Below are 24,967 nucleotides of genomic sequence, written 5' to 3' on the forward strand. Positions count from 1 at the left end.
CTACATTATGCTCTAGCTATAACTTTAGCATTTTTCCAACATCCATTAACTTTGTTGATGAATTTCGTTGGTATAGATCTACCGTTTCTCAGTTCATATACTACTTGCAAGATATTTGTACGTTTATTAGGTTGAAACATTACTATTCCAGATGTGTAAAAACTCCTTAAAGCGTTAGCACCAACTAAAGCTTGAAATGGATTTTTTTCCAACGTAGAGGTAGATACTTTTTTGGTATGGTTTGTAATAATTATGCCAGCCATAGGATTAATTCTGGAGCGTAGTTTTTCTATTCCATGTTGCAGACCATAGCTAACAGAAATATAGGGAGAATCAATCACAATTAAATCAACTAAATCAAATTTTTCTGCTATCATGCTTTTTATCTTTTCTATACCTTCTGCATTTAAGGTCAATTTCATCTTTTTTGTCACAACTAAATTTTCTGTTGCTAAATTAGAAAGTTTTTGATTAGTGATGAGTTGTTGTATACGTTCTCTAATATAATCATATTCCATTTCGTTCTGTAGATAGAATATTCTTAGTGGTCTTGTAGACTTCATACCAAGAAATGATAATCCTGCTGCAAGATGTGCTAACAGAGAAAGAAGAAAATGACTTTTGCCAACCTTTGGTGTACCACCTATAACCAAAAGACCACCTGGAGTTAAAATTCTTGGACCTATTATATCTTGTGGCATTGGTGACTTATCATTTAGGTAATGCTTTACGAAAAATGCTTTTTCTTCTAATGTTGAGCTTTTTTCATCTCCTTTAGTGTTCAACCATGCCTTGGCAGAATCTACATCACCTTTAACTAAAGTCCAAAGATCTACTATATCTCCTTTCTTTTCTTCGATCAGATCGTACCAATTTCCTGCATTTTCTCCTTCTATTTCAATTATTATTTTATTTCCATTTATACTGCCAATATAAAATTTATTTTGGTAAGATTTGCCATCAGGTAGCAAATAAGATACACAATCTTTGATATTATCAATTAATTTTATTTTCAAAACGTTTTTAGATGAAAAATTCATAGAATCCTCCTGATTTATTCCAAATTTATTCAACATACTTTTTAGACGTTGAAAGTCAAAATTAGCCAGCTCACAAACAGTTTCAAAGGATCGTGAGCGAATCCATTGACAAGCCTCTTTTTTCAGTTTTAGGTTCTTTCCTGCTGCATCCTGAATAGCTCTAGTAATAACAGCAGCCCACAACTTTCCTTCGTCGTACTTCAAAATGGGACCCAATCAACTTCTAAATTTTTCCCTTTTTCAGGAGTAATGACCGTAGCAATTCTGTTCCTGTCTCCATAGGTGTTATTAGCTTCAATGCTTACTTTTGCTGTAAATTCTAAACCATTTAAATCTGCAATTGAGTTGATTTTTCTCGCAAGAACTGCTTTTTCTGAAGTGTCATTTGCATGAATATTTCTGGCTGATTCCAAAATACTGCGAATCATAGAACGTCCAGATTCTCCCCAAGTATCTTCTTTACCTTCGGCTTTACCACTTTTAATACCAATTATTTGGTAAATCTTACAATTTGCGTATGGACCTTCAATTACAGTAAATTCAGCGTTTAAATAGATGCTGCCAGTATCATAGCTTTTAGTAAACCAGTTTTCGTAACCACCAGGTTTAATTGCCATTTTTACTTTGACTATTGTACCTTTAGGTATTAAACTACTTTGTAGTTTTGCAGTATTAAAATCAGTTAAATACTCTTCTAACATAAAGTCTCCATAAAAAACAAAAAGGTTAAATGCTCCATTGATCAACAACTTGCCAAATACCATTTATCTTATCGACAAGTTTATTTGGTATACGTTCGCCATTGCGTAGTTCGAAAACTATCTGACGTGTGGAACTCTCCTCATTCTGCCCATACATAACCATACCAGTACTATAAAATCCTCTCAGAGATCCAGCTCCACTCAGCCCTTGAAATGGATCCTCTTCAAGCATCTTCTTTGATAATTTTTTTGTGTGGTGAGTTAAGATTATGCAAGCATTAGGGTTAACAGCATTACGTAACCTTTCAAGTGTTTTCTGAAGAAAGAACAGCATGGCACTATTATCATTTTCATTTCCATACTCACTACTAAATATGTTTCGCAATGGATCAATGGCTAGAACATCAGGTTTAAAGCGTTCTTTCCCGATTTCTTTGATTTCATCTATTTCTTCATTATTAAATGATAAATGCACTCTTGGTGTAATGAGTAAGTTATTGGCAGCTATATTCAAAAGTTCTTTATTGAGTTGAAGTTGTTGTAATCGTTCTTTTATGTATTCATATTCAATCTCAGTTTGTATGTAAAAGATTTTCAAAGGTCTACTTGGAGTCATACCAAGAAAGGAAATTCCAGCAGCCATATGAACGAGCCAAGAGATCAAAAAGTCACTTTTGCCAATTTTCGGAGGGCCACCTAGAACCAATAAACCTCTCTGCGTTAGAATTCTTGGGTGAATGATATCCTCTGGTATTGGTGATTGGTCGTCCAAGTATTCCTTAACACTGAAAAAAGGAATTTTTTGACCAATAGTTAAAAAGTTTTGTAGCATATAATAACCTCCTATATGTTGGGCGTGACAGGTTGAATTGCAAAAGCTTTAGTTTTAATTTTTGTAAGAAGTTTTCCTAGGTGCGGTTCTTCAACCATATTAAGGCAACCACTTCGATCTTTAGCAGGATATCCCCAAGAATTAAGAGTATGACAAACAAAGGAACGTACCTCTGTACCATCATCTTTTTTGATTGCAACCATGCTAATTACTTCATCAACAATACCAGGTATTTCACTGGCAGTTTTAGCTCCTTCGCATTGTGGTAGCCATGTTGGACGATTGAAATCATCAAGATATTGTCCAAGAGTACCGACTGTAATGATGTCTTTATTGGGAATATGTTGAAACTGATTAAGCCAAGCCATCATTTCTTGAGCAAGTAAGCCATATGCAGCTCTCATATCTTGTTTGCCATTTCTGTCAGAGAAAGCTTCTGGTTGCATTTTTGCCCATAATAGACATAGACGTGATGCTACAGTAATGCTATCAATGAAAATACAGCGATATTTAGATAGTTCTGGCAAAAGCTCTTTGTACTTACCCGATACATGCTCATAGTGTCTTTGACTATATGCTTGATCAGATTTTAATGCAGGATTTGGACCACCTATAAGACAAGCTATATCACGAGCTTCATTCCAGGTGCGAATACTGATAGAGTCTCCTTGCCAATTATGAACAGCAAGCAAACCAGCTTCAAAATCAAGACAAAGCGTTGGGTCATCTATAGTCTTTAATAGACTTGTTTTACCTATACCGTAAGGTCCAAAGATGACCATTTTTACACCTGTTTGAACTTTTAGCCGTTCACTGCTGTTCATTATTTTCATTTTTCTCCTGAACTCAACCGCCTAAATATATATACACCGTGACCCATGTAATTCGTCCGCAATTTGCAAAAAAAAAATTTAAGCAAATATTATCTTAGAAGTAGAAATTTACTTTAAAGATGGGAATTTACGGACTATTTTATCTAGGACACGATAGATACTTGCCTTTGATACTTTGGTCATTGCAGAAACTTCAGAAACAGTAAGTGTTTTAAGTAATTCGCATAAATTTCTATCTCTTTTGGATAAAGTTGAAATTATACTGTTTATATCAGTGCGAATTATTGCTTCGGTTTCTAAGTTACTAGAATCTTGAATATCATCGCTAATGTCATCGAAGATAATATTACGTTTTAGGCGTAACTGATCGCGTAACATATTGCGAGCACGATGATTAGTTAATCTAGCAATAAAAGTATTAAAACTACTTCTTTTCTCATCGTACTGGTCAAGATATTGCCAAACTTGGTAGAAAAGCTCCTGCTCTATATCTTCAAGGCTTTCGTTAATAAAACAACTCTTGGATTTAAGACTAGAAGCGTGAAATGTTACATACTTAACAATTATAGGATCGATTCCTTGATAAGAATTATTCATAAAAACTCCAAAAGTTTCATGAATAGAGATTTTTACCAAGTCCGTGTATGATTAATTTATCATAAAAAAGTAGTAATAATTTTTTTACAGAAAAGAATAAGATCTTTAAAATTAGAATTATATTTTTATGTAGGTGAAACTTACTTTTCTACAGAGATCAAACTACTCTAAAAATGGCTTTTTCATACCTGATTTCTGAATTACTAATTAACAGCTTAGAAATCAGTAATCACTAAGCTCTTGATAATCTTGTCTTTTTGATATCTTGTTCCTAAAAGTGGTTTCTAAAATTAAGTGGCTAAAATCGGCCAATTAAGCGGGGTTACGGATTACTGAAACCTTATATATATTATATATATATTTAAATATAGGTAGAGTATAATAATATAATAATAATATAAATACTAGAATAACATAATAATGTAAAAGAACTAGAATAGTATAAGACAACTAGAGAAGAACAAAAACTCAAGGACCGCTCCTAGGAAAGTTAAAAGCAGCTTGCATATAATTTTTTTTTAAATTTGCGGACGAATTTGCAAGTAACGGTGTATATATATTATGTGGGCTTTAAAAATGGCTTTTTGGAAAATTTATAGAAAACATCTGCAGACTATGAAAAATTTTTTTAAATTTGCGGACGAATTGGTAAGCGACGGTGTATATATTATACAGGGGCCATTTAAATTTGGATCTGAAGGGTTTCATAATAACAAACTTAACAAATACTAATCTTAACAAATCGGGCTATGAAAGCAGTAGCTTAAGGTATTTAATAATTCGGGAATTTTATGATGAATAAAGTAGATTTTTCAATATGTGAGAATCTTTCTCCTGAAAAAGAATTTATAGTACAGAATTGGCTCTCCGTATGTGATGTTTAGTTCTTTGCGTTATCAAAATTGGGTTTTTATAGTTTTTTAATATGTCAATACTAATGCTAGATCTAGGCAAACAAACAGGCTGGTCTATTCTTCACAACGGAGTAATTCAAAGTGGAAGTGAGAGTTTTCATACTAGTCGGTTTAGTGGTGGTGGCATGCACTTCTTAAATTTTCGTAGCTGGCTAAATGAAATGAAGGAAAAATTTCCAAGTATTGAAACAGTTTATTTTGAGGAGGTTAGAAGACACTTAGGAACTGATGCTGCTCATTGCTACGGAGGTTTCTTGGCCCATTTATCTGCTTGGTGTGAAGAGAATAATATTCCCTATCAGAGCGTTCCTGTTAAGACTATCAAACGCTTTATCACAGGCAAAGGCAATGCAAGTAAGAGTGAAGTTATTGAAGCTGTAAAGGAAAAAGGTTTTTTACCCAAAGATGATAATGAGGCAGATGCTTTAGCTTTGATGTTCTATGTTATGGAAAAATATTAACAAGACGAAAAATCCATAAAAAGTGGGTCCTTTCAGCCATACTGGCGGGTTTGGTGGTGCTGACCCCAGGCCTTCTTTAGCGTCAGAGATATTTTGAATATTAACTTTTTAATTAGTACAGTAATTATATGAATTTAGCAATCCACTACTATCCTACTCGAAATCTGGTCGAATATGAGCGTAATCCGCGTAAAAATGACGATGTAGTCAACAGAATGTGTGCTTCAATCAGGGAATTCGGCTTTCGTATACCAATAGTTGCAAAAAGCGATGGAACTGTGGTTGATGGTCATTTAAGACTGAAAGCAGCAAGAAAACTTGGTATAGAAAGTATTCCTGTGGTTTTAAGTGATAATTTAAATGAACCACAAACTAAAGCTTTTCGATTACTGGCAAATCAATCAGCTAATTGGGCAAAGTGGGATGATGAGCTTTTGAAAGCAGAAATTCAAGAGTTAGAAGATTTACAGTTTGATCTTAAAATGACTGGATTTGAATTAGAAAAAGTTCAACATTTCCTTGATAATTTAGATAGTGAAAAAGAAGATCTTTCTGACTTAGCTATTGATGACAAAAAAGTAACAAAACCAGGTGATCTTTGGATTTTAGGTGATCATAGAATCTATTGTGGTGATAGCTCTGTAGTTGAATCATATAAAGCGCTGTTAGATGATAAAATGGCAGACATTACTGTTTGTGATCCTCCGTATAACGTTGATTATGGTAGCAGTCAAGACAAAAAGATACTAAACGATAATCAAGGTGAAAAGTACGAACTTTTTCTCTACGATATCTGTTCCCATATTTTAGCATATACGAAAGGTGCAATTTACATTTGCATATCATCATCAGAGTTTTCAACGTTGCAAAAAGCATTTGAGGAGGCAGGAGGAAAATGGTCAACATTTATCATTTGGGCAAAGAATCATTTTACACTAGGCAGATCTGATTATCAGAGACAATATGAAGCAATGCTCTATGGATGGAAAAGCGGTAATAAACGTGAGTGGCATGGAGGTAGAAATCAAAGTGATCTGTGGTTTTATGATAAGCCAACGCACAATACACTACATCCAACGATGAAGCCAGTAGAGCTAATGGAAAAAGCAATAGTTAATAGCAGCAGACCTGGGGATACTGTACTTGATCCATTTAGTGGCTCTGGAAGTACGCTGATTGCATGTGAGAGAACAGGAAGAATTTGCAGAACAATAGAGCTAGATTCAAAATTTGTAGATGTAACCATAAAACGTTGGCAAATATACACAGGTAGGAAGGCAATTCTTTCTGGTACTGACAAAACTTTTGCAGAAATTCAAGAAGAAAATTCGTAAAAAGGAGCAAAAAGAGTGGAAAAAATCACGCAGACGGAATGGGCAAGAGAGATAGGAGTTTCAAAGCAATATGTCTGTTATTTAATAAAGAAAGGAATAGTTGAGTTGGAGGATGGTTTGATCAATAGAGAACAAGCAAATGAAGCAGTAGCGGCAATAAGAGATCCAAGTCAGCCACTGAGGAGGAAAAATCCAGAAAATACAAGTAACCTTTCCACGATGTTGCTAAAAACTAGAATAAAAAATGAAATGGAACGAGGTAAACTGCTTGAGGCAAAGGCAAAAGCTGAGATTGGTGAACTTGTAGCAGTAGAGGAAGTAAAGAGCGAAGCATTTAATGTAGCAAGAGTTGTCCGTAATAATTTGCTTAATATTCCAAATAGAGTTTCAGCACTGCTTGCATCACTGAGTGACACTGAAAAAATTCACGAGACGCTAACTGAAGAGATTACAAACTCACTTGAAGAATTATCTAACGCTAAATTTAAAATATAAAAAGATTTTGAATACAAAATGGCTGATAACTTAAGTTTAGAGTTAATAAAGTGTTTAATCAATCAACCTGGATTAGATGTTAATGTCAGAGGATTAAATGGAAAGACACCACTACATTGTGCTATAGAATTTGATGAATTAAGCATGGTAGATCTGCTACTCACAAAAAAGAATATCAATCCTTTTGTTGAGGACAATGAAGGCAAAACCTCCTTAGATTACGCCAAAGAAGGTAAAAAAGCAGAAATATTACAAGCGCTAATTAATAACAAATACGGATCAGAACAAGATAACTTACTTCATTTAGCTGCAATGATAGGTGAAGTTAATGCAGTTAGATATTTGATAGGAAAAGGTGTTGACGTTAATGTACGAAATGCTCTGCATCATACTCCATTACATCTAGCAGCAGGAATAGGACATGCAGAAGTTGTAAAGATTTTGATAAGAGAAGGAAACGCTGAAATAGATGTCTTTGATGTACGAAATCAGACACCGATGCACTATGCAGTTAACAACAAAAAATTGGAGATAGTAAAGTTATTACTGGAGCTAGGAGCAGATGTAAATAGCGCACGTGTAGGACAAAACTCGATGAAATTATCACCAGTGCATATAGCTGTAAGTAACACTAATTACGATGAAAGAGATTTATGTCTCGATATTCTCAAATGCTTAATAAAGGAGCCTAATGCTCAAGTCAATTTGCAGGACTACGAAAATAAAACACCACTACATTATGCTGAAAGACTGAAAACAATAGAAGTTTTACTAACGCGAGAAGATATAGACCCTCTGGTAAAAGACGATAGCGGCAAGACACCATTTGATTACGCTAAACCTGAGATAAAGAAGGCTTTGATGAGTAATAAATACGGTTCTGAAAAGAATAGTCTACTACATTTAGCTGCACAAAGAGGAGAAATTGAGATTGTAGAATCTATTTTAAAGGAAGAAATCGATATTGATATTGTAAATAATAAAGGTCTATCACCGATTTACCTTGCTGCAGAAAAAGGACATTTACATGTAGTAAAATTACTACTGAAAAAAGGAGCAAATTATATACCTGTTTTGCACTTAGCAATCAAATCAAATAATTTGGAGTTACTTAAAGTTTTATTTACTGAAAAAAATGGTGCATTGCTCTGCAGAGATACCGTTATCAATTTTCCAACCCTTCATAATAAATATATAGCACAGAGAGAAATAGCAGATAAAAGGATGAAAAAACATAATAATATTATCTGCATCTGTATTACAGTTAGCGCAGTAGTAATGGCAGCATATATAGGTTTAACAGTAACAACAATAAGCAGTGCAATCATTTTTGCAACAACAACAGGGATATTTGCGCTTATTATAGCACTAATGATAAGTGAGATGAGCAAAAGATATATAGAAAACGAATTTCAGAAAAAGATGTTTATGGAATTGGAGGAGTGTGGAGGAATAAACTCTACTGTTAACAATATTGAGATAGAACCAATTATGAGTAGATGCAGACAATGATATACGCTAGAGCTTTTTCTGAAGGTTTAAGACCAGATCCAGAGCTTAAAGTATCAGAGTGGGCAAATGAGTATCGAGTTTTAGCAGCAACTGCAGCATCAGAGCCAGGTAAATGGAGAACAGAAAGAACTCCTTATTTAAAAGAAATCATGGATTCACTTTCTCCATCTTCACCTGCAGAAAAAGTAGTATTCATGAAAGGAGCGCAGATTGGAGGAACAGAAGCAGGTAACAATTGGATTGGCTATATTATCGATCAAACACCAGGTCCAATGTTAGTTGTGCAGCCAACAGTTGAAATGGGAAAACGTTGGTCGAAGGGAAGATTTGCACCGTTAATAGAGAGTACACCATGTTTAAAAAGTAAAGTAAAAGACCCAAGGTCAAGAGATTCAGGGAATACTGTACAAAGTAAGGAGTTTCCAGGTGGAATAGTAGTAATAACTGGAGCGAATAGTAGTGTAGGACTGAGATCTATGCCAGTAAAATATCTCTTTCTTGATGAAATAGATGCCTACCCAGGAGATTCAGGAGGAGAAGGAGATCCAGTACTGCTCAGTATTGCTCGAACTAATACATTTGCAAGGCGAAAGATTTTTTTAGTATCGACACCAACGATTCATGGAATAAGCAGAATTGAGAAAGAATTTGAAGCAACAGATAAGAGATATTTTTTTGTTCCCTGTCCGTATTGTAATTACTATCAAATTCTAAAATGGTCACAAATAAAATGGGAAGATAAAAATCCAAGTACAGCACACTATATATGTATAGAATGTGGTGAAAAGATAGAAAATCATCAAAAGACAGAGATGCTTGAACGTGGAGAATGGAGAGCTACAAATCAAGTACACAATAGCAAAGTAATAGGATTTCACCTTTCAAGTCTTTATAGCCCAGTTGGGTGGTATAGTTGGCAACAAGCAGTAGAGGATTTTCTGCATGCAAAGGAAAGTGAACAATTACTGAAAGTTTGGATAAATACTACGCTTGGAGAAACTTGGGTAGATAAAGGAGAAGTACCTGATTGGAAGCAATTATTTAACAGGAGAGAATTTTTTCAGATTGGCACAGTACCAAGGAGAGAAGTGGTACTTACTGCAGGAGTGGATGTCCAAAAAGATCGTCTAGAGGTGGAAGTTGTAGCATGGGGAAAAAGTCGTGAAAGTTGGTCAATAGACTACCGAGTATTTGAAGGAGATACAGGAGGTGGAGAAGTATGGGGAAAGCTTTCGGAGCTCCTCAATCATCATTTTATCGGTGAAAATGGGCTTGAATATATGATAAGTATGATGGCAGTAGATGCTGGATATGCAACGCAAGAAGTATACAACTGGGTAAGAGGTCATCAAGGATCTGGAAGAGTAATGGCAGTTAAAGGTGTAAATAAAGCCCTAGTGCCACTTAGCAGCCCAAGTAGAGTTGATATAACAGTTGGTGGTCAAAAGCTAAAAAGAGGAATAAAGCTCTGGCCAGTAGGAGTATCGATATTAAAGTCAGAGCTTTTTCAGCTACTTAATATTTTGAAAGAAGAAGAGAAAGTGCCAGCAGGATATTGTCATTTTCCTGAGTATGCACCCGAATATTTTAAGCAGTTAACGGCAGAGCAATTAGTCAGTAAGGTAGTAAAAGGATACACCAAACAGGAGTGGCAAAAGGTAAGAGAAAGAAATGAAGTGCTAGACTGCCGAATTTACGCAAGAGCAGCATCTATTGCGCTTGGAATCGATCGTTGGCCAGAGAGTAAATGGAATAGTTTAAGTGAAAAGCCAGAAAGCAAAAAACCTAAAAAAGTGAGACAAAGCAAATGGTTGAATGAGAAGTAAGATGTACAGCGAAGAGTATTTAATTCAAGTCGAAGAAGCGATAAAGAAACTACAAAACGGAGAGCGAGTAGTATCAATTGCATATGGTGACCATGTGGTGAGATATGCTGAAGTTCAGATAAATGACTTGCTGAATTTACGGCAACGTATTAAGGCTGAACTGAAAGTTGCAGGTATGAAGCCTAAACGAAAGATTATTTTTGCAACAAATAAAGGAGTTATATGAGGGAAAATTTTCTGAGAAAAGTTGTAAAAGAGGAATATTCTGAATTTTTAGAGCAATTAAAAACTTTCATAAAACTATGGGACAATAGAGAGAGTTCAGTAAATGGAATAATAGATTTGTCACATTGGCAAGAAAATGTGGATTTTGAGTTAGCTAAAGAGAGTGGTATAGTTGGAGTAATTCATAAGGCAACGCAAGGAACAGAGTACATAGATTCAAAATACAAAGAAAGAAGAAAAGAAGCTGAAGACTTGGGTCTATTATGGGGTTCATATCATTTCGGTGTAGGGGAAGATGGAAAGGATCAGGCAAATCACTTTTTGAATACAGTGGGTAAAGCTAAAAATACAATTGTTGCTCTTGATATTGAAGAGAACGAAAGTGGAAAAAATATAGAACCAAGACAAGCAGAAGATTTTATTAAAAAAGTTCAAGAAGAAACAGGGCGTTCACCTTTAGTGTATGGAGGTGCTAAATTTTTGAAAGATTTTGCCACACCAATTTTGACTAAATGTCCATTATGGATAGCAAGATATGGAGATCAACCTGTTTTACCGCAAGGCTGGAATAAGTGGATTTTATGGCAATACACCGACGGTAAAAATGGTCCAGAGCCACATGAAGTAAGTGGAATCGGAAAATGTGACAGAAATAAATTTAACGGCACATTAAAAGAATTAAGAGAATTTTGGTTAGTATGATGCTGAAAAATTTCAAACAACTATTTAGCAAGCCAAAAATCAAAAGTTCAGCATGGGATGCAGCAGGGTCAGGAAGAAGATTTTTTCACTTTCAACCAGAGTTAGGAAGTATAAACAATTTGCTGTCTCAAAGCCTTGAAACTTTACGTAGTAGATCACGTGATATGGTGAGAAAAAATCCATATGCAGCAAATATTATTGATACAATAGTAAGTAACTCTATTGGAACAGGAATAAAGCCGCAATCAAAAGCAAAGAATGCAGAATTTAGAAAGAAAGTGCAAGAATTATGGCTAAAATGGACAGATGAAGCAGATAGTAACGGAGTAAGTGATTTTTATGGTCTGCAGGCTCTAGTATGCAGAAGTATGATAGAGGGAGGAGAATGTTTTGTACGTTTAAGAACGAGAAAGCTGGAAGATAGATTTTCTGTACCATTACAACTGCAAGTACTTGAGTCTGAACATTTAGATAATAAAACAAATCAAACTTTAGGAAATGGTAATGTAATAAGAAACGGGATTGAGTTTAACAGGCTTGGGCAAAGAGAAGCATACTACCTATTTAAAGAACACCCTGGTGAAAATACCTTTGGAGAGTCAGTAAGAGTGCCAGCAAACGATGTTTTACATATCTATAGACCACTAAGACCTGGGCAAATTAGGGGAGAGCCATGGCTTTCTAATATACTGCTAAAGCTTTATGAACTTGATCAATACGATGATGCAGAATTGGTAAGAAAAAAGACTGCTGCGATGTTTGCAGGGTTTATTACAAGACTCGATCCTGAAGCAAATATTTTAGGTGAGGAGCAAGCAAATGAGCAAGGAGTAGCACTATCTGGCCTAGAACCTGGAACAATGCAGCTTTTAGACCCAGGAGAAGATATAAAATTTTCAGAGCCATCAGATGTTGGAGGAAGTTATGAAGCGTTTATGAGACAGCAACTCAGAGCAATAGCGATTGGTACAGGGATAACATATGAGCAGCTAACAGGAGATTTAACCGGTGTTAATTATTCATCCATTCGAGCAGGGCTGATAGAGTTTCGCAGAAGGTGTGCAATGTTACAGCATAACGTGATAGTGTTCCAGTTTTGTAGACCTATTTGGAATAGATGGCTAGAATTAGCAGTGCTTTGTGGAGAACTAAGTATAGATGAAAAAGTAGCAAAAGCAGCGAAAGAAGAAGTGAAATGGATACCACAGGGATTTGATTGGGTGGATCCTTTAAAAGATCAACAAGCACAGCAAATGGCAGTAAGGAATGGCTTCAAAAGTCGATCGGAAGTAGTATCAGAAATGGGTTACGATGTAGAAGAAATAGATCAAGAAATAGCAGAAGATCAGAGTCGTGCAAATAGTCTCAACTTAATGTTTGACTCTGATTGTAAAGGATTATGATGCTCTTAGGAAAGCCATTAATGCTTGAACCAAGGAGTTTTGAGCTACTATCGCTATACAAAGGAAAACAGCCAATTTTCAAAAATCACTCTATCAAAAGTAACGTAGAAAGAACTGCAATTATACCAATTCATGGAATCTTGACGAAAAAACCAGGTGCGTTTGATGAAATGCTTGGGATGACATCATATGAGCAAATAGAAGAACAAATTGCACAAGCATTAGCAGATAGTAGTATAGAGACTATTTTACTGGACATAGATAGCCCAGGAGGAGAGGTAAATGGAGTATTTGACTTAGCTGATTTTATCTATAGTGCAAGAGGAAAAAAGAGGATAATAGCGATAGCAAATGATGATGCATATTCTGCAGCGTACGCTATAGCTTCTAGCACTGAGAAGGTATTTGTGAGTAGAACTTCAGGAGTAGGAAGTGTTGGAGTAATAGCAAGTCACATAGATCAAAGTAGGTTTGATGAAAAGCAAGGTATTAAGTATACCACAATCTTTGCTGGTAGTCGAAAGAATGATTTAAATCCACATGAGCCAATGACGTCTGAAAGTCTGGGAAGCTTACAAAAAGAAGTAGACCGACTATATGAAATGTTTTTGCAGCTAATAGCAAGGAACAGAGGTCTTTCAATTGAAAAGATTCGATCAACAGAGGCAGGGCTATATTTTGGGGAGAAAGCAGTAGAAATAGGCCTTGCAGACGGAATGACAATTCTTTCATCTATTAATAAAAATAGGAGTATTACTATGAATGAACAAACTACAAATGACCTAGAAACTGATAATTTAACCAAGTATCGTACTGAAGTTCTTGAATTAATACGTTTATGTAATTTATCGAAGATGCCAGAAAAGATAGGAGAATTTATTGAGCAAAGTGTAAGTGTTGAGCAAGCAAGGGAGGTTTTAATGGAATTACTTGCAGAGCGAACGAAAAAGACAGAGATACTGAGTGCAATACCACAGAATTCAGGAGAAGAGTTGATGATGCAGGTAGCGAAAAGTCGTGCGCAATCAAACATTTAAAGTATGTGTATAACCGCCGTGTATAACAACCACAAATATGGCGGTAAAAAAATAAAAAAAGGAGAGAAAAAGACATGATAAGTATAACTGAAGGAAATAATTTAGGAGATCTTCTGAAATATGAAGTGTCCAACTTATATTCAAGAGATCAGATAACAGTAGCCAAGGGACAAAATCTAAAGCTGGGAACAGTAGTTGGTTATGATACTAAAGATGGTTTTATTAAAGCTTTAAATCCAACTGCCACAGATGGTACACAAACGGCGATAGGAGTGATAGCAAGCGATGTAAACGCAAAGGAAAATAGTAAAGGAGTAATTATTGCTCGTGGTGCCATGCTAGCTGATCATGCAGTTGTGTGGCCAGCAAATATTACTGAAGAACAGAAAGCTACAGCAATAAAGCAACTTGAAGGACGAGGAATCATTATCCGTAAAGCGGCCTAAAGCTATATTAAACAATAAAAAACACAAAGGGGGAAAAGAAAAAATGCAAAATCCATTTACAAATACAGCATTTAGCATGACGGCACTAACAAATGCGATGAATATATTGCCGATAAATTATGGACGGGTTGAAAATTTAAATTTATTTCCAAATAGGTCAGTAAGATTTAGACATATTACAATAGAAGAACATAACGGAGTTTTAAGTTTACTACCAACGCAAGTTCCAGGGGCGCCAGCAACAGTAGGAAAAAGAGGAAAAAGAAAGGTAAGAACGTTTACGATTCCACATATTCCACATGATGATGTAGTACTGCCAGAGGAAGTACAAGGAATAAGGGCATTTGGATCAGAAAGTGAACTTAAAGCGCTAGCAGACGTAATAACTGACCATTTACAGCTAATGAGAAACAAACATGCAATAACATTAGAGCATTTGCGAATGGGAGCGCTGAAAGGAATAATTTTAGATGCTGATGGGTCAGAATTACTAAATCTGTACAACGAATTTGAAATAACACCAAAAGTAGTAAATTTTGCACTAGGAACAGCGACAACCGATGTCAAGCGTAAATGTCTAGAAGTATTGCGGCATATTGAAGATAATCTAAGTGGTGAATATATGACCGGGATTCATGCTTTGGTAAGCCCTGAGTTTTTTGATGCATTAACTTCGCATAGTAAAGTGAAAGAAGCATACGAAAGATGGCAAGAAGGAGCAGCACTTCGGAATGATATGAGGTCAGGATTTACGTTCTGTGGCATAACATTTGAGGAATATAGAGGGCAAGCAACTGACCCTGAAGGAACGGTTAGAAGATTTATTGAGAAAGATACAGGGCACTGTTTTCCAGTAGGAACAGCAAGCACATTTACAACATATTTTGCACCAGCAGATTTTAATGAGACAGTAAATACTCTTGGACAGCCACTATACGCAAAACAAGAGCCGAGAAGATTCGATAGAGGGACCGATTTACATACGCAGTCAAATCCTCTGCCAATGTGCCATCGTCCGGCCATTTTGGTAAAAATTACTGTGTAAATTTGTGAACGTATTGTAATCTTAGCAGTATATTTTTATTTATAGGTAAAATATGACAGAACTATTAGGAAAAATAATTCCAATATTAATTATAAAAGACGCTACGTCTGCTATTGAATTATATAAACAAGCCTTAAATGCAAAAGTATTGGAAATTCACTTTGATGAAAACAATAAGAATATGGTAATGCATGCAGCAATACAGATAGGTGATTCATTAGTATATATCGATGATGTACAAAGTAATTCTATCGCTGGCGGGAATGTTTTACAAGCTGCTAAGCTATGTGTCTATGTTGAAAATGCTGACGAGTTGTTTAATAAGGCAGTAAGTAAAGGAATGCAAGTAGAAAAGTCGTTAGAGAATATGCATTGGGGTTACAGATTTGGTGTAGTAAAGGATGAATACGGTATTCAGTGGTGTTTCTCCAGTCCATTGAAAAAGTAGCAGAAGGTGAAAAACATATCAAAATTATTTAAAGATTGCTTCGAACATCTGGGGCAGCAAGCTTTGTATGAGTCAAAGGATAAGTCATATATGGTACAAGTATTAAAGCAAGAGCCAGATAAATTATACGAGATTGGTGAAGGACAATTTGTGGGAGAGATGCTTTTTCTTGAGGTAAGCATTTTTGATATACTGAGGCCAATTGTAGGAGATATTTTTGTTATAGGTGATTGCAAATACAAAATACACACGCCACCACTTAGGGATAAGTCTGGAATGATCTGGAGAATCGAAGCATCTGGGGTGTAAAATGTCTGTGCATATAGAAGTTGAGGTAATAGAAAGTGTAAATGCTAAAAGAAAAAAAATAGAATTAGCAATAGTGAGAGCATTAAACAAAACAGCACTATGGTTAAAAGCGCAAGCAGCTAAGGAAATCAGTGAGGAAAAGAAGATAAAATTAAGTTTGATAAGAAAGAGATTAAGAATTTTTAAGGCGAAAACTAGCAGATTAGAAGTGTTAATTAGAGCAAATCTCTATGACATTAGAGCATCGGCAATTGGCAAAATACAAAAAACAAAAAACAAAAAGAGGATCGAAAGTAGGAAAGCATGAGTTTATAGGAGGATTTGCAGCAGTTATGCCAAAAGGAAATAGCGGTATGTTTAAACGTGAAGGAAGAGCAGCATTTCCAATAAAGGAAGTAAAACTACCACTGGAACCAGAGGCTTCAAGGATAATAGGGAATCTTGTTAATTATGAAGTTGAAGAAGTCTTTACAAAGTTTTTTGAACGTGAATTGAGCTATAAAGGATGAATTTGAAAGATTTACATGATAAAATTTGTACCACGCTGAAGAGAGAAATACCAGCAATTCAAACTTGTGAAATTTATCCATCGATAAGAAAAGAATTATTAGCGCCAGCGTTATTTGTAGAGCTTGTGAGTTTAGAATCGGGAAAAGATCCTGGAACAGAGGAATTAGCGCTGAAAGCAAGATTTGAAGCACGCATTGTGACTGATAGCACAATAGAAAATGCCCCTATTATTGTCAGAACATTAGCAGCAGAAGTAGCAAGAGTAGTAAATAAAAATACTTGGAATGTGGAAAATGTTTCACCAGGAGAATTTATCTCTACGGAAATTGACGGATTTAGACCCGAATTAGATGCGTATTTGTTGTGGTTGGTTGAGTGGAGTCATCAGCTTCATTTAGGTAAATCGATATGGACAGAAAATAAGATTAAACCACATACGATTACAATAGGAGAAAATGTTAGAGAGTAATTTTGCTATTTCAGAGCTGCAAAGAAAATTAGCAAACATTGTACGAATAGGGCTTGTAAAAGAAGTAGATTATGAAAAAGCAAAAGTAAGAATTAAAATAGGCGAATTTTTAACAGATTGGTTGCCATGGATAACAAGCAAAGCAGGAAAAGATAGAAATTGGTCTCCGCCAGGTATTGATGAGCAAGTAGTGATACTTTCCCCGCTAGGAGAATTATCTTTAGGAGTAGTACTTCCTGGAATATATCAACAAAAGTACTCTGCACCAGAAAATAAAAAAGAGGTGAGTAGCTTAACATTTCAAGATGGAACAAAGTTGTCATACGATAAAGATAAACATCATTTAGAGATTGAAGTAGTAGACAAAATAACACTGAAAGCTGGGGAATCGAGCATAGAAATGACAAAAAGTGGAATAAAACTGAAAGCAGAAAGGATCGACTTAAATTGAACAAAGGAATAGTAAGGTTAGGAGACTATTGTGGAGAAGCTATACCACATTTCTGCATTAGCGGAAGTAATAATGTTTTTGTAAACGGTAAGTCAATATGTAGACAAGGAGACAGTTTTAGTGAAGGAAAAGTAATGATTCAAGGATCAAAAATAGTGTTTGCAAATGGTCTTAGTGTAGGAAGAGTAGGAGATATAGTTTCATGTGGGTTTAAAGTAATAAAAGGCAGTGAAAGCGTCTTTGCAAAATAGAAATGAAGGGTATGGATGCTAAAACAGGAAAGACGTTAGAAGGAATAGAGCACTTAAAGCAGTCGATAATTGATATACTGACCACTCCTATTAACAGTAGAATAATGAGGAGAGATTATGGCTCAAGATTATTTGAATTGGTGGATAAGCCAATAAATCGTGATTTTACACTAGAAATTTATGCAGCAGTAGCAGGAGCACTAGAAAAATGGGAGAGAAGGTTTAAATTAGAGAAAGTGAAGATAACAGAAGTAAAAGAAGGGAGAGTAACATTGAATTTAGAAGGTGTCTATCTTTCAGAAGGTAAGTTCATAAATATTAATGGAGTAGTTGTTTAAAAATGCAGCAGCCAAATATTATCGAACCACTGAACTTTGAAGAGATTTTTGCTCGGATGAAAGAAGAATTAATAAGTCGAGATAAAAGTTTTACAGCACTAATTGAAAGTGACCCAGCGATGAAGATTTTAGAAGTAGCAGCCTGGAGAGAGCTTTTGCTGAGACAAAGAATAAATGAAGCGGTAAAAAGCAATTTACTCAAGTTTGCAAGGGGAGAAGAGCTTGATAATTTAGCTGAGTTTTATGGAGCAGAGAGGCAAGATGGAGAAGAAGATGAACGCTTCAGAAAAAGAATCAAGGCAAGAATAGTTGGCTCAAGCACAGGAGGGAGTAAAGAGCATTATCGGTTTCAAGCACTCTCAGCAGATAGAAGAGTAAAGGATGCGCTGGTTGAGTCAAAAGTGCCAGGAAGTGTAGAAATCTCAATTTTATCCACAGAGTTATCCACAGCGTCAGAAGAGCTACTAGAAATTGTAAAAAAGCAGGTTACTAGAGATGATATAAGGGTTTTAACCGATACAGTAAAAGTGATAGGTTGCAATATTATGGAAATAGATATTCACAGCAGAATGAGCATAAGTCCTGTAATATCAAAGGAGGAAATCAAGAAGCAATTTATTAAGAAGTTTGAAGCAAGCAAAAGGTTGGGATGGAACGTAACAAGATCATGGATAATAGCAAATTTGTTTGTAGAGGGTGTAGAAAACGTAGAATTAATCGAGCCAAGAGAGGATGTTGTGGTTCTGGGGAATGAGTGTGCAGTGCTTGGCTACGTCAAGTTAGATAGGATTTAAAACGTATTTTTTTTGTTTTGTGCCAGTGAGGGGATTGCGTGCAATAAGTGGTTTAAGGTTTACTGGATCCAATGTTAGGGAGACGAAAGTATTGATTTTCTTCCAGAAGTTGTAACTTGTTTTTTAAAGTATGGATAATATGGTCAAATATTATGGAGAGTGTTTTCGATATTAAGAACATCTTTATTTTTCTGCAATGATCTCTTGCTTACTCATAAGCTACCTAAATAAAGGAAGTTAAAGCAACTTGAAAGAAAAGACAAATGAAAAGTTTATTACCGCCAAACGCAACAAAGCAAGAGCAAGCACTGGTTGATGCAATAGATTATAAGGTTGATCCAAGCTGTATCAGAGGGTTTAAGTTCAACCTGAAAGAAGAAACATTACCATGGATAATAGAAGAATATGGTTTAGAAGAGATATTGCGCTGGGTAAAAAATAAAAGAAGGGCGATAGTAGAAGGAGTAAAATTTCAAAGACTGAGAGGAACACCTGCATCACTTAAAATAGCACTAAAGTGGGCAAATATAGAAGATATTACAATTATCGAAGAACCACCTGGTAAACACTTCTTTGAATTACAAATAGGAATAAAAGATGTTCCAAATGACTTTTTTGTAGATGCAGTAGTAGAACTTGCAAAACTATCATTACCAGCAAGATCAAGGCTAATGAGGATTTTTAATGACTACTATAACGTTGATAGGTTTATATTAGATGAAAGTATATTCGGCAGCTTATTATCAGACTATTCAGGTAGAAAAGTTGAAAAAGATGGACCAGTGTTATCGTTTGGAAGAATAAATTTTTTCAGTTCTAGAGGTCCGTTAGTAGAGATTGTAGACAACTATTTAAGAGAGCATTATGAACAAACATTTAGTAATGACATATATCGATTAGATGTAGCAGTACTTGGAGAAACAGAGCCTCACACAAAGAATTATAACGGTATTTATGAAAGAAATCATTTGTGGTACAACTTAAAAGCACTATATCCATTACCACAGAGTTTATTACCATCGATTAAATTTGCAAAAGCGCAGATTGTACTGTCAGATAGCTGGAAATTAGGAGAAATAAATAGCTGTTTTCCGGTTGGTAGAATAGAAGAAGAAGGAAATAAATTTGTATTGGGAAACGATAAACTTTCAGGGCAACATTGGAGTTTAAAACACAAGCCAATTTTAGAAAGATTCAGTATTATCCATCGTTACAAAGTAGAAAATTATACAGATCAGAAGGTCAGAAAATATGTTTTAGCAGAACACAACATTTACTATAAAAACGACTTATATTCAGAGCAAAAAGACTCAATACACGAATTAGAAAAGCACATTTTAGTGTTTTACCCGGGAGTACTGAAATGGCACGAACATCGACATTTGCACAGAAGTTGGAAAAATAGTCAAGCAATATGTGTAATAAGTTAAATACTTATATTTAGATCCTCATATATTATATTAATAATAGTTTAAAGTGTATGAAATAAAAAGAAAAGGACTTGCTTTCTCATGCTAAAACGGACATGACTTGAATAGCAGCAGGTAAACATAAGAAATTTATCTGGCGCTAGAAAAGCTAGTTTTGTGAGGTAGGTCATGGTGCGCCAAGAAGTGCTTGGAGAACAGTTGGTGAAAATCCAACATAAACAAAGTCTAGCCAACAGTTTAGAACAGACCACTATGTTGCATGAGGTAACGAGTGTAATAGAGCTAGTGGAATGGACAATGCAGGGTACAACGAAAGTGAAGGGATTGAGTCCCGAAATACCTGAAGACATAGAGGTCGACATTTTCATTTCGGTGGAAGACAGCATGAGGGATAATGCAAAGGCGAGTTATCACTCACTCTATCGGGATCTGAGACCGTGCCATGTATTGAAATGGACTTCAAGTGAACTTGGGAGATCCTATGCATTCCTATAAAGGTACGCTGGAACAAGTCAACAAAGGCAAGAACTAGCGGAAGATGCAGAGGAAGTCGGACTGATTGATAGTACTCGGAGTGTGGGAAAGCCACGTACAAGGGGAAGCGATCAGCAATATAGTAACTGGTATAGGGATTGCTATGCCAATACAACGGAGGTTGGAATAACATGCAAGATAAACTAAACCAGATAGCAGTAAGAGCAAAGCAAGATAAGCGACTGAAATTCACATCGCTAATACATCTAATAAATGTAGGAAACCTTGCAGAGTGTTATAAAGAGCTAAAGCGTAACAAGGCTTGTGGAATAGACTGGGTAACAGTGGAAGCTTACGGAGAAAATCTAAAAGAGCGACTGGAAGGACTAGTGGATAGTATGAAGGGAAAGCAATATCAACCACAACCGGTGAGGAGGGTGTATATACCAAAAGCCGGAAGTAAAGAGAAACGCGGACTCGGAATACCATCAACTGAGGATAAGTTGGTACAGATTATGCTGAAGAAGATATTAGAAAATATTTACGAGGCAAACTTTCTGGACAGCTCATATGGATTTCGACCTGGAAGAAACTGTCATCAAACGGTAAATGCACTAGATAAAGCAGTTAGGTACAAACCAATAAACTACATTGTAGAAGTGGATATCAAGAAGTTCTACGATAATATACAGCATAAATGGCTAATGAGATGTCTAAGGGAACGAATAACTGACCCAAATTTACTGTGGTTAATAAAGCGTTTTCTTAAGGCAGGGATAGTTGAAGCTGGATATTATGAAGCAACAAAACAAGGTACACCCCAAGGTGGTATAGTAAGTCCTGTATTAGCAAATATATACTTACATTATGTGTTGGATTTATGGCTTGAAAAGAAATTTAAACCAAGATCCAGAGGATATATACAACTAATAAGGTTTTGCGACGATTTTGTGGTTTGTTGCGAAAGTAAGGTAGACGCGGAAGAATTTCTGGAATTACTGAAACAAAGGTTAAATAAATTCGGGTTGGAAGTATCTGAAAACAAGACCAGAGTAGTAAAGTTTGGCAAGAGGGAGTGGCAACAAGCGATAAGAGAGAAACGAAGGACGGAAAGTTTCAATTTTCTGGGGTTTACGCACTATGGTGCAAAAAGTCGTCTTGGTAGATTAATGATGGGACATAAAACCTCAAAGTTAAATCTAGCCAGAAAACTAAAAGAAATCAAAGAGTGGTTGGAAAAAGTCCGCGGAAGTATTCGACTTAAAGATTGGTGGCAAGTACTGAAGGCTAAATTAACAGGACACTATAACTACTTTGGTATTAGCGGAAATTATTGGTGTTTAAAACAATTTTATACATCAGTAAGAAAGCTAGCATTTAAATGGATAAATCGGCGTAGTCAGAAAAAGAGTATGACCTGGGAACAGTTTGTACACTACGTAGAAGTAAATCCATTACCAAAGCCAAAAATACATTTTTCTTTATATGCATAAGAGGGACGACTGTGAAAACTAATATTGATGAGCCGTGTGCGGGAAATCTGCAAGCACGGTTCTTTAGGGGGAGTTGTAGTAATAAAACTCAAACGAGAGGAGTAAAGCTACAGCTTCTACCAAACAGTAAAAAAGGAAAAGAGGAGTCACTATTAGAGAACTCATTTAAAAATATTTATGCAAGAGACGAGAATGGAAGAACAGCTCTGCATTATGCGGTAGACGCAAAAACAGTGAAGTTATTAGTCGAAAAAGGAGCGAATGTGAATGCTAAAGATATAGAAGGACACACAGCACTGCACCTAGCGGTAACGGAGAAACGTCTAGAAATCGTGAGGGAATTGATAAAATCAGGAGCAGACGTAAATGCTGAGGAATATGGAAATAAATGCATACCTCTACACCTTGCGTGCATGGTAGGTGAAAAAGAAATAGTGGAGGAGCTAGTGAAAGCAGGGGCTGAAATAGAGCAAGCAGATAAATTTGGAATGACAGGGATGGATTATGCGAAAAACAGCAAAGAGATAACTGAAATATTGAAGAAAGAAACAGAAAGAATTGAAAAGTTATTTGAACAGCAAAGTGGGAAACCTTCTATGAGAGGCTAAAGATATGGAGGAAGAAATAGAAAAGAAAGTAATGAATTTAGAGAGAAAACCTTTGGGTGAGCTGAGAAAAACGTGGAAGAAGGTATTTGGGGAAGAGGCGCCTAGATACTCAAAGAAATATCTGATACCAAGATTAGCTTATAGAATGCAGGAAAAATCGTATGGAGAAATGTCAAGAAAGGGGACAAAAAGACTAGAGTATCTGGCAGATCGGCTAGAGAAAGGAAAAAGAATAAGTAGCGATAAATTACCAGTAGAAGGGACAGAATTAATACTAGAGAGAGAGGAAGAGACGCATGCGGTAATGGTAACAGATAAGGGTTTAATCTACAGAGAAGAATTTTATACGTCATTATCAGCAGTAGCAGGAAAAATAATGGGAATGAGCTACAACGGACCTTTATTATTCGGGATGCGTGACAAAAGTGGAAATTGAGGAGAGAGAATGCTAAAAGAGGTAAGGTGTGCGATATATACGAGAAAATCAAATGAGGATGGACTAGAGCAGAAGTTTAACAGTCTTGATGCGCAGCGAGTAGCATGTGAAAAATATATAAAGATCAAAGAAGGCTGGGTAGCATTGGCAAAAAGGTACGATGATGGAGGCTATTCAGGGAAAAATTTAGAAAGGCCAGCGATAAAAGAATTATTTGAAGATGTAAAAAAAGGAGAAGTGGACTGTGTGGTAGTATATACGCTAGACAGGTTATCAAGGGAAACAAAAGACAGCATCGAAGTAACGTCATTTTTTAGAAGGCATCGAGTAAATTTTGTAGCAGTAACGCAGATATTTGATAATAATACGCCAATGGGAAAGTTCGTACAAACGGTGTTATCAGGAGCAGCACAACTAGAAAGAGAAATGATAGTGGAAAGAGTAAAAAATAAAATAGCAACATCAAAAGAACAAGGATTATGGATGGGTGGAACTTTACCGCTTGGGTATGATGTGAAAGATAAGGAATTAATAATAAATGAAAAAGAAGCAAAGTTGGTAAAACATATATTTGAGAGGTATATAGAGCTGAAGTCAATGGCAGAACTGGCAAGAGAGTTAAACAGCCAAGGGTACCGGACGAAATCAGGTATCTTTAAAAAGGCAACGGTGAGAAGAATAATAACAAATCCAATATATATGGGAAAAATTAGGCATTATGACAAACAGTATGAGGGAAAGCATGAAGCAATAATAAAAGAGGAAAAATGGCAAAAAGCGCAAGAGTTAATAAAGAATCAGCCATATAGAAAAGCAAAATATGAGGAAGCGCTGCTAAAGGGAATAATTAAGTGCAAGAGCTGTGATGTAAATATGACACTGACATACTCGAAAAAAGAGAATAAAAGGTATCGATACTATGTATGTAACAATCATCTAGGAGGGAAAAATTGTAAATCGGTAAATCGAACTATAGTAGCTGGAGAAATAGAAAAAGAAGTGATGAAAGAAGCAGAGCAATTATATGAAAAACGGGGAGAAAAAGCGGAAGAGTGGAAAAATTTAAGCTTTGGAAAGCAGAAAGAAGTAGTGAAAAAGTTAATAAAAGCAGTATTGGTGAGAGAGGATGGAATAGAGTTATGTTCTGAATCAGAGGAAAAATTTATATCAATAAAGAAGAAAGGAAATAAATGCACAGTAATCGAGCCAGAAGGAAAAACAAATAATGCATTGCTAAAAGCAGTGGTGAGGGCTCACCTATGGAAACGTCAGCTAGAGGAAGGAAAATACGCAAATATAAAAGAGCTGAGTGCTAAAGTTAATATAGGTACAAGACGTATACAACAAATTTTAAGATTAAATTATTTAGCACCAAAAATTAAAGAAGATATAGTAAATGGGAGGCAGCCAAGGGGTTTGAGGTTAGTGGATTTAAGAGAAATACCGATGCTGTGGAGCGAGCAAATAGAAAAATTTTATGGATTAGCGATGTAACGTTTATAAAAGTAACAAGAAGAGATGACAATGAAAAAAGAAAATATTTCAGTTTATTA

The 24,967-nt window shown here is 35.7% G+C and carries 28 protein-coding genes and 1 pseudogene; 24 read left to right on the plus strand and 5 right to left on the minus strand.

All coding sequences use genetic code 11. The features are described from left to right. Window positions 1-5 precede the first annotated feature (5 nt). The 5 genes from OPR58_RS07020 to OPR58_RS07040 form a co-directional block, all read right to left on the minus strand. A complete protein-coding gene (locus tag OPR58_RS07020; protein WP_265022336.1) occupies window positions 6-1,244 on the minus strand; it encodes an AAA family ATPase in 1,239 nt (412 codons plus the stop codon). After that, entirely contained in the window at window positions 1,241-1,741 is a 501-nt protein-coding gene (locus OPR58_RS07025; protein ID WP_265022337.1) for a hypothetical protein, read from the minus strand. Before OPR58_RS07025 ends, OPR58_RS07020 begins: the two co-directional genes overlap by 4 nt. A 25-nt stretch (window positions 1,742-1,766) precedes the next feature. Next, the gene (locus OPR58_RS07030) at window positions 1,767-2,573 is read right to left on the minus strand and encodes a helicase RepA family protein (RefSeq protein WP_265022338.1); all 807 of its coding nucleotides are present in this window, start codon (window positions 2,571-2,573) and stop codon (window positions 1,767-1,769) included. A gap of 11 nt (window positions 2,574-2,584) precedes the next feature. Further along, window positions 2,585-3,406, minus strand: a complete 822-nt coding sequence (locus OPR58_RS07035) for an ATP-binding protein (RefSeq protein WP_265022339.1) — start codon at window positions 3,404-3,406, stop codon at window positions 2,585-2,587. 108 nt (window positions 3,407-3,514) lie between these two features. Further along, window positions 3,515-4,003, minus strand: coding sequence for a sigma-70 family RNA polymerase sigma factor (locus OPR58_RS07040; protein ID WP_265022340.1), 489 nt, complete (start codon window positions 4,001-4,003; stop codon window positions 3,515-3,517). 925 nt (window positions 4,004-4,928) lie between these two features. Between OPR58_RS07040 and OPR58_RS07045 the strand changes: the two genes are divergently transcribed. The 24 genes and pseudogenes from OPR58_RS07045 to OPR58_RS07160 all read left to right on the plus strand — a co-directional run bounded on the left by OPR58_RS07045 (window position 4,929) and on the right by OPR58_RS07160 (window position 24,908). Next, on the plus strand, window positions 4,929-5,378 hold the full coding sequence (locus OPR58_RS07045; protein WP_265022341.1) for a crossover junction endodeoxyribonuclease RuvC: 450 nt from the start codon (window positions 4,929-4,931) through the stop codon (window positions 5,376-5,378). Between the two features lie 128 nt (window positions 5,379-5,506). After that, window positions 5,507-6,712, plus strand: coding sequence for a DNA modification methylase (locus OPR58_RS07050; protein ID WP_265022342.1), 1,206 nt, complete (start codon window positions 5,507-5,509; stop codon window positions 6,710-6,712). A gap of 15 nt (window positions 6,713-6,727) precedes the next feature. Further along, window positions 6,728-7,207 (plus strand): hypothetical protein, encoded by a 480-nt coding sequence (locus tag OPR58_RS07055; protein WP_265022343.1) that lies wholly within the window; start codon window positions 6,728-6,730, stop codon window positions 7,205-7,207. Between the two features lie 18 nt (window positions 7,208-7,225). Then, window positions 7,226-8,719, plus strand: a complete 1,494-nt coding sequence (locus OPR58_RS07060) for an ankyrin repeat domain-containing protein (RefSeq protein ID WP_265022344.1) — start codon at window positions 7,226-7,228, stop codon at window positions 8,717-8,719. Next, window positions 8,716-10,545: a phage terminase large subunit family protein gene (locus OPR58_RS07065; RefSeq protein WP_265022345.1), complete on the plus strand. Its 1,830-nt coding sequence runs from the start codon at window positions 8,716-8,718 to the stop codon at window positions 10,543-10,545. The genes OPR58_RS07060 and OPR58_RS07065 overlap by 4 nt, the downstream gene beginning before the upstream one ends. A 1-nt stretch (window position 10,546) precedes the next feature. Beyond that, window positions 10,547-10,771: a gpW family head-tail joining protein gene (locus OPR58_RS07070; protein ID WP_143688727.1), complete on the plus strand. Its 225-nt coding sequence runs from the start codon at window positions 10,547-10,549 to the stop codon at window positions 10,769-10,771. Then, window positions 10,768-11,472 (plus strand): glycoside hydrolase family 25 protein, encoded by a 705-nt coding sequence (locus OPR58_RS07075; protein WP_236514948.1) that lies wholly within the window; start codon window positions 10,768-10,770, stop codon window positions 11,470-11,472. Before OPR58_RS07070 ends, OPR58_RS07075 begins: the two co-directional genes overlap by 4 nt. Then, window positions 11,469-12,875, plus strand: coding sequence for a phage portal protein (locus OPR58_RS07080; RefSeq protein ID WP_236514950.1), 1,407 nt, complete (start codon window positions 11,469-11,471; stop codon window positions 12,873-12,875). The genes OPR58_RS07075 and OPR58_RS07080 overlap by 4 nt, the downstream gene beginning before the upstream one ends. Then, window positions 12,875-13,912 carry a S49 family peptidase gene (locus OPR58_RS07085; RefSeq protein ID WP_214303452.1) on the plus strand — a complete coding sequence of 346 codons (1,038 nt, stop codon included), beginning with the start codon at window positions 12,875-12,877 and terminating at the stop codon, window positions 13,910-13,912. Before OPR58_RS07080 ends, OPR58_RS07085 begins: the two co-directional genes overlap by 1 nt. A gap of 74 nt (window positions 13,913-13,986) precedes the next feature. Beyond that, window positions 13,987-14,358 carry a head decoration protein gene (locus OPR58_RS07090; RefSeq protein ID WP_038536951.1) on the plus strand — a complete coding sequence of 124 codons (372 nt, stop codon included), beginning with the start codon at window positions 13,987-13,989 and terminating at the stop codon, window positions 14,356-14,358. Window positions 14,359-14,401: 43 nt separating this feature from the next. Then, window positions 14,402-15,403 carry a major capsid protein gene (locus OPR58_RS07095; RefSeq protein WP_236514954.1) on the plus strand — a complete coding sequence of 334 codons (1,002 nt, stop codon included), beginning with the start codon at window positions 14,402-14,404 and terminating at the stop codon, window positions 15,401-15,403. Window positions 15,404-15,455: 52 nt separating this feature from the next. Then, window positions 15,456-15,851, plus strand: coding sequence for a VOC family protein (locus tag OPR58_RS07100; RefSeq protein ID WP_007302872.1), 396 nt, complete (start codon window positions 15,456-15,458; stop codon window positions 15,849-15,851). A 6-nt stretch (window positions 15,852-15,857) separates the two neighbouring features. Beyond that, window positions 15,858-16,160 carry a head-tail joining protein gene (locus OPR58_RS07105; protein WP_012481824.1) on the plus strand — a complete coding sequence of 101 codons (303 nt, stop codon included), beginning with the start codon at window positions 15,858-15,860 and terminating at the stop codon, window positions 16,158-16,160. Between the two features lies 1 nt (window position 16,161). Then, a pseudogene (locus tag OPR58_RS07110) lies at window positions 16,162-16,669 on the plus strand (phage tail protein). Beyond that, a complete protein-coding gene (locus tag OPR58_RS07115; RefSeq protein ID WP_012481799.1) occupies window positions 16,666-17,139 on the plus strand; it encodes a hypothetical protein in 474 nt (157 codons plus the stop codon). Before OPR58_RS07110 ends, OPR58_RS07115 begins: the two are co-directional and overlap by 4 nt. Then, the gene (locus tag OPR58_RS07120; RefSeq protein WP_012481798.1) at window positions 17,126-17,590 is read left to right on the plus strand and encodes a phage baseplate assembly protein V; all 465 of its coding nucleotides are present in this window, start codon (window positions 17,126-17,128) and stop codon (window positions 17,588-17,590) included. The genes OPR58_RS07115 and OPR58_RS07120 overlap by 14 nt, the downstream gene beginning before the upstream one ends. Beyond that, a complete protein-coding gene (locus OPR58_RS07125; protein WP_236514961.1) occupies window positions 17,587-17,841 on the plus strand; it encodes a PAAR domain-containing protein in 255 nt (84 codons plus the stop codon). Before OPR58_RS07120 ends, OPR58_RS07125 begins: the two co-directional genes overlap by 4 nt. 2 nt (window positions 17,842-17,843) lie before the next feature. Further along, window positions 17,844-18,179: a GPW/gp25 family protein gene (locus tag OPR58_RS07130; RefSeq protein ID WP_264377831.1), complete on the plus strand. Its 336-nt coding sequence runs from the start codon at window positions 17,844-17,846 to the stop codon at window positions 18,177-18,179. 2 nt (window positions 18,180-18,181) lie between these two features. Continuing rightward, entirely contained in the window at window positions 18,182-18,973 is a 792-nt protein-coding gene (locus OPR58_RS07135) for a baseplate assembly protein (RefSeq protein ID WP_264377832.1), read from the plus strand. Window positions 18,974-19,236: 263 nt separating this feature from the next. Next, window positions 19,237-20,403: a phage tail protein gene (locus OPR58_RS07140; RefSeq protein ID WP_264377833.1), complete on the plus strand. Its 1,167-nt coding sequence runs from the start codon at window positions 19,237-19,239 to the stop codon at window positions 20,401-20,403. A 665-nt stretch (window positions 20,404-21,068) separates the two neighbouring features. After that, complete coding sequence (gene ltrA / locus OPR58_RS07145; RefSeq protein ID WP_265022346.1) at window positions 21,069-22,370, plus strand: group II intron reverse transcriptase/maturase; 1,302 nt, start codon at window positions 21,069-21,071, stop codon at window positions 22,368-22,370. Between the two features lie 173 nt (window positions 22,371-22,543). Then, window positions 22,544-22,978 carry an ankyrin repeat domain-containing protein gene (locus OPR58_RS07150; RefSeq protein ID WP_265023181.1) on the plus strand — a complete coding sequence of 145 codons (435 nt, stop codon included), beginning with the start codon at window positions 22,544-22,546 and terminating at the stop codon, window positions 22,976-22,978. A 4-nt stretch (window positions 22,979-22,982) separates the two neighbouring features. Further along, window positions 22,983-23,414, plus strand: coding sequence for a DUF2924 domain-containing protein (locus tag OPR58_RS07155; RefSeq protein ID WP_265022347.1), 432 nt, complete (start codon window positions 22,983-22,985; stop codon window positions 23,412-23,414). A 9-nt stretch (window positions 23,415-23,423) separates the two neighbouring features. After that, window positions 23,424-24,908: a recombinase family protein gene (locus OPR58_RS07160; protein WP_264377837.1), complete on the plus strand. Its 1,485-nt coding sequence runs from the start codon at window positions 23,424-23,426 to the stop codon at window positions 24,906-24,908. Window positions 24,909-24,967 lie beyond the last annotated feature (59 nt).

The organism is Wolbachia endosymbiont (group B) of Ischnura elegans (assembly GCF_947251585.1).
Lineage (GTDB): Bacteria > Pseudomonadota > Alphaproteobacteria > Rickettsiales > Anaplasmataceae > Wolbachia.

Excerpts from the sequence above, each read along its gene's own strand:
- OPR58_RS07025 (WP_265022337.1), bottom strand. The coding sequence starts at position 1,741 with ATGTTAGAAGAGTATTTAACTGATTTTAATACTGCAAAACTACAAAGT.
- OPR58_RS07030 (WP_265022338.1), bottom strand. The coding sequence starts at position 2,573 with ATGCTACAAAACTTTTTAACTATTGGTCAAAAAATTCCTTTTTTCAGT.
- OPR58_RS07035 (WP_265022339.1), bottom strand. The coding sequence starts at position 3,406 with ATGAAAATAATGAACAGCAGTGAACGGCTAAAAGTTCAAACAGGTGTA.
- OPR58_RS07040 (WP_265022340.1), bottom strand. The coding sequence starts at position 4,003 with ATGAATAATTCTTATCAAGGAATCGATCCTATAATTGTTAAGTATGTA.
- OPR58_RS07045 (WP_265022341.1), top strand. The coding sequence starts at position 4,929 with ATGTCAATACTAATGCTAGATCTAGGCAAACAAACAGGCTGGTCTATT.
- OPR58_RS07050 (WP_265022342.1), top strand. The coding sequence starts at position 5,507 with ATGAATTTAGCAATCCACTACTATCCTACTCGAAATCTGGTCGAATAT.
- OPR58_RS07060 (WP_265022344.1), top strand. The coding sequence starts at position 7,226 with ATGGCTGATAACTTAAGTTTAGAGTTAATAAAGTGTTTAATCAATCAA.
- OPR58_RS07065 (WP_265022345.1), top strand. The coding sequence starts at position 8,716 with ATGATATACGCTAGAGCTTTTTCTGAAGGTTTAAGACCAGATCCAGAG.
- OPR58_RS07070 (WP_143688727.1), top strand. The coding sequence starts at position 10,547 with ATGTACAGCGAAGAGTATTTAATTCAAGTCGAAGAAGCGATAAAGAAA.
- OPR58_RS07075 (WP_236514948.1), top strand. The coding sequence starts at position 10,768 with ATGAGGGAAAATTTTCTGAGAAAAGTTGTAAAAGAGGAATATTCTGAA.
- OPR58_RS07080 (WP_236514950.1), top strand. The coding sequence starts at position 11,469 with ATGATGCTGAAAAATTTCAAACAACTATTTAGCAAGCCAAAAATCAAA.
- OPR58_RS07085 (WP_214303452.1), top strand. The coding sequence starts at position 12,875 with ATGCTCTTAGGAAAGCCATTAATGCTTGAACCAAGGAGTTTTGAGCTA.
- OPR58_RS07090 (WP_038536951.1), top strand. The coding sequence starts at position 13,987 with ATGATAAGTATAACTGAAGGAAATAATTTAGGAGATCTTCTGAAATAT.
- OPR58_RS07095 (WP_236514954.1), top strand. The coding sequence starts at position 14,402 with ATGCAAAATCCATTTACAAATACAGCATTTAGCATGACGGCACTAACA.
- OPR58_RS07100 (WP_007302872.1), top strand. The coding sequence starts at position 15,456 with ATGACAGAACTATTAGGAAAAATAATTCCAATATTAATTATAAAAGAC.
- OPR58_RS07115 (WP_012481799.1), top strand. The coding sequence starts at position 16,666 with ATGAATTTGAAAGATTTACATGATAAAATTTGTACCACGCTGAAGAGA.
- OPR58_RS07120 (WP_012481798.1), top strand. The coding sequence starts at position 17,126 with ATGTTAGAGAGTAATTTTGCTATTTCAGAGCTGCAAAGAAAATTAGCA.
- OPR58_RS07130 (WP_264377831.1), top strand. The coding sequence starts at position 17,844 with ATGAAGGGTATGGATGCTAAAACAGGAAAGACGTTAGAAGGAATAGAG.
- OPR58_RS07135 (WP_264377832.1), top strand. The coding sequence starts at position 18,182 with ATGCAGCAGCCAAATATTATCGAACCACTGAACTTTGAAGAGATTTTT.
- OPR58_RS07140 (WP_264377833.1), top strand. The coding sequence starts at position 19,237 with ATGAAAAGTTTATTACCGCCAAACGCAACAAAGCAAGAGCAAGCACTG.
- ltrA (WP_265022346.1), top strand. The coding sequence starts at position 21,069 with ATGCAAGATAAACTAAACCAGATAGCAGTAAGAGCAAAGCAAGATAAG.
- OPR58_RS07155 (WP_265022347.1), top strand. The coding sequence starts at position 22,983 with ATGGAGGAAGAAATAGAAAAGAAAGTAATGAATTTAGAGAGAAAACCT.
- OPR58_RS07160 (WP_264377837.1), top strand. The coding sequence starts at position 23,424 with ATGCTAAAAGAGGTAAGGTGTGCGATATATACGAGAAAATCAAATGAG.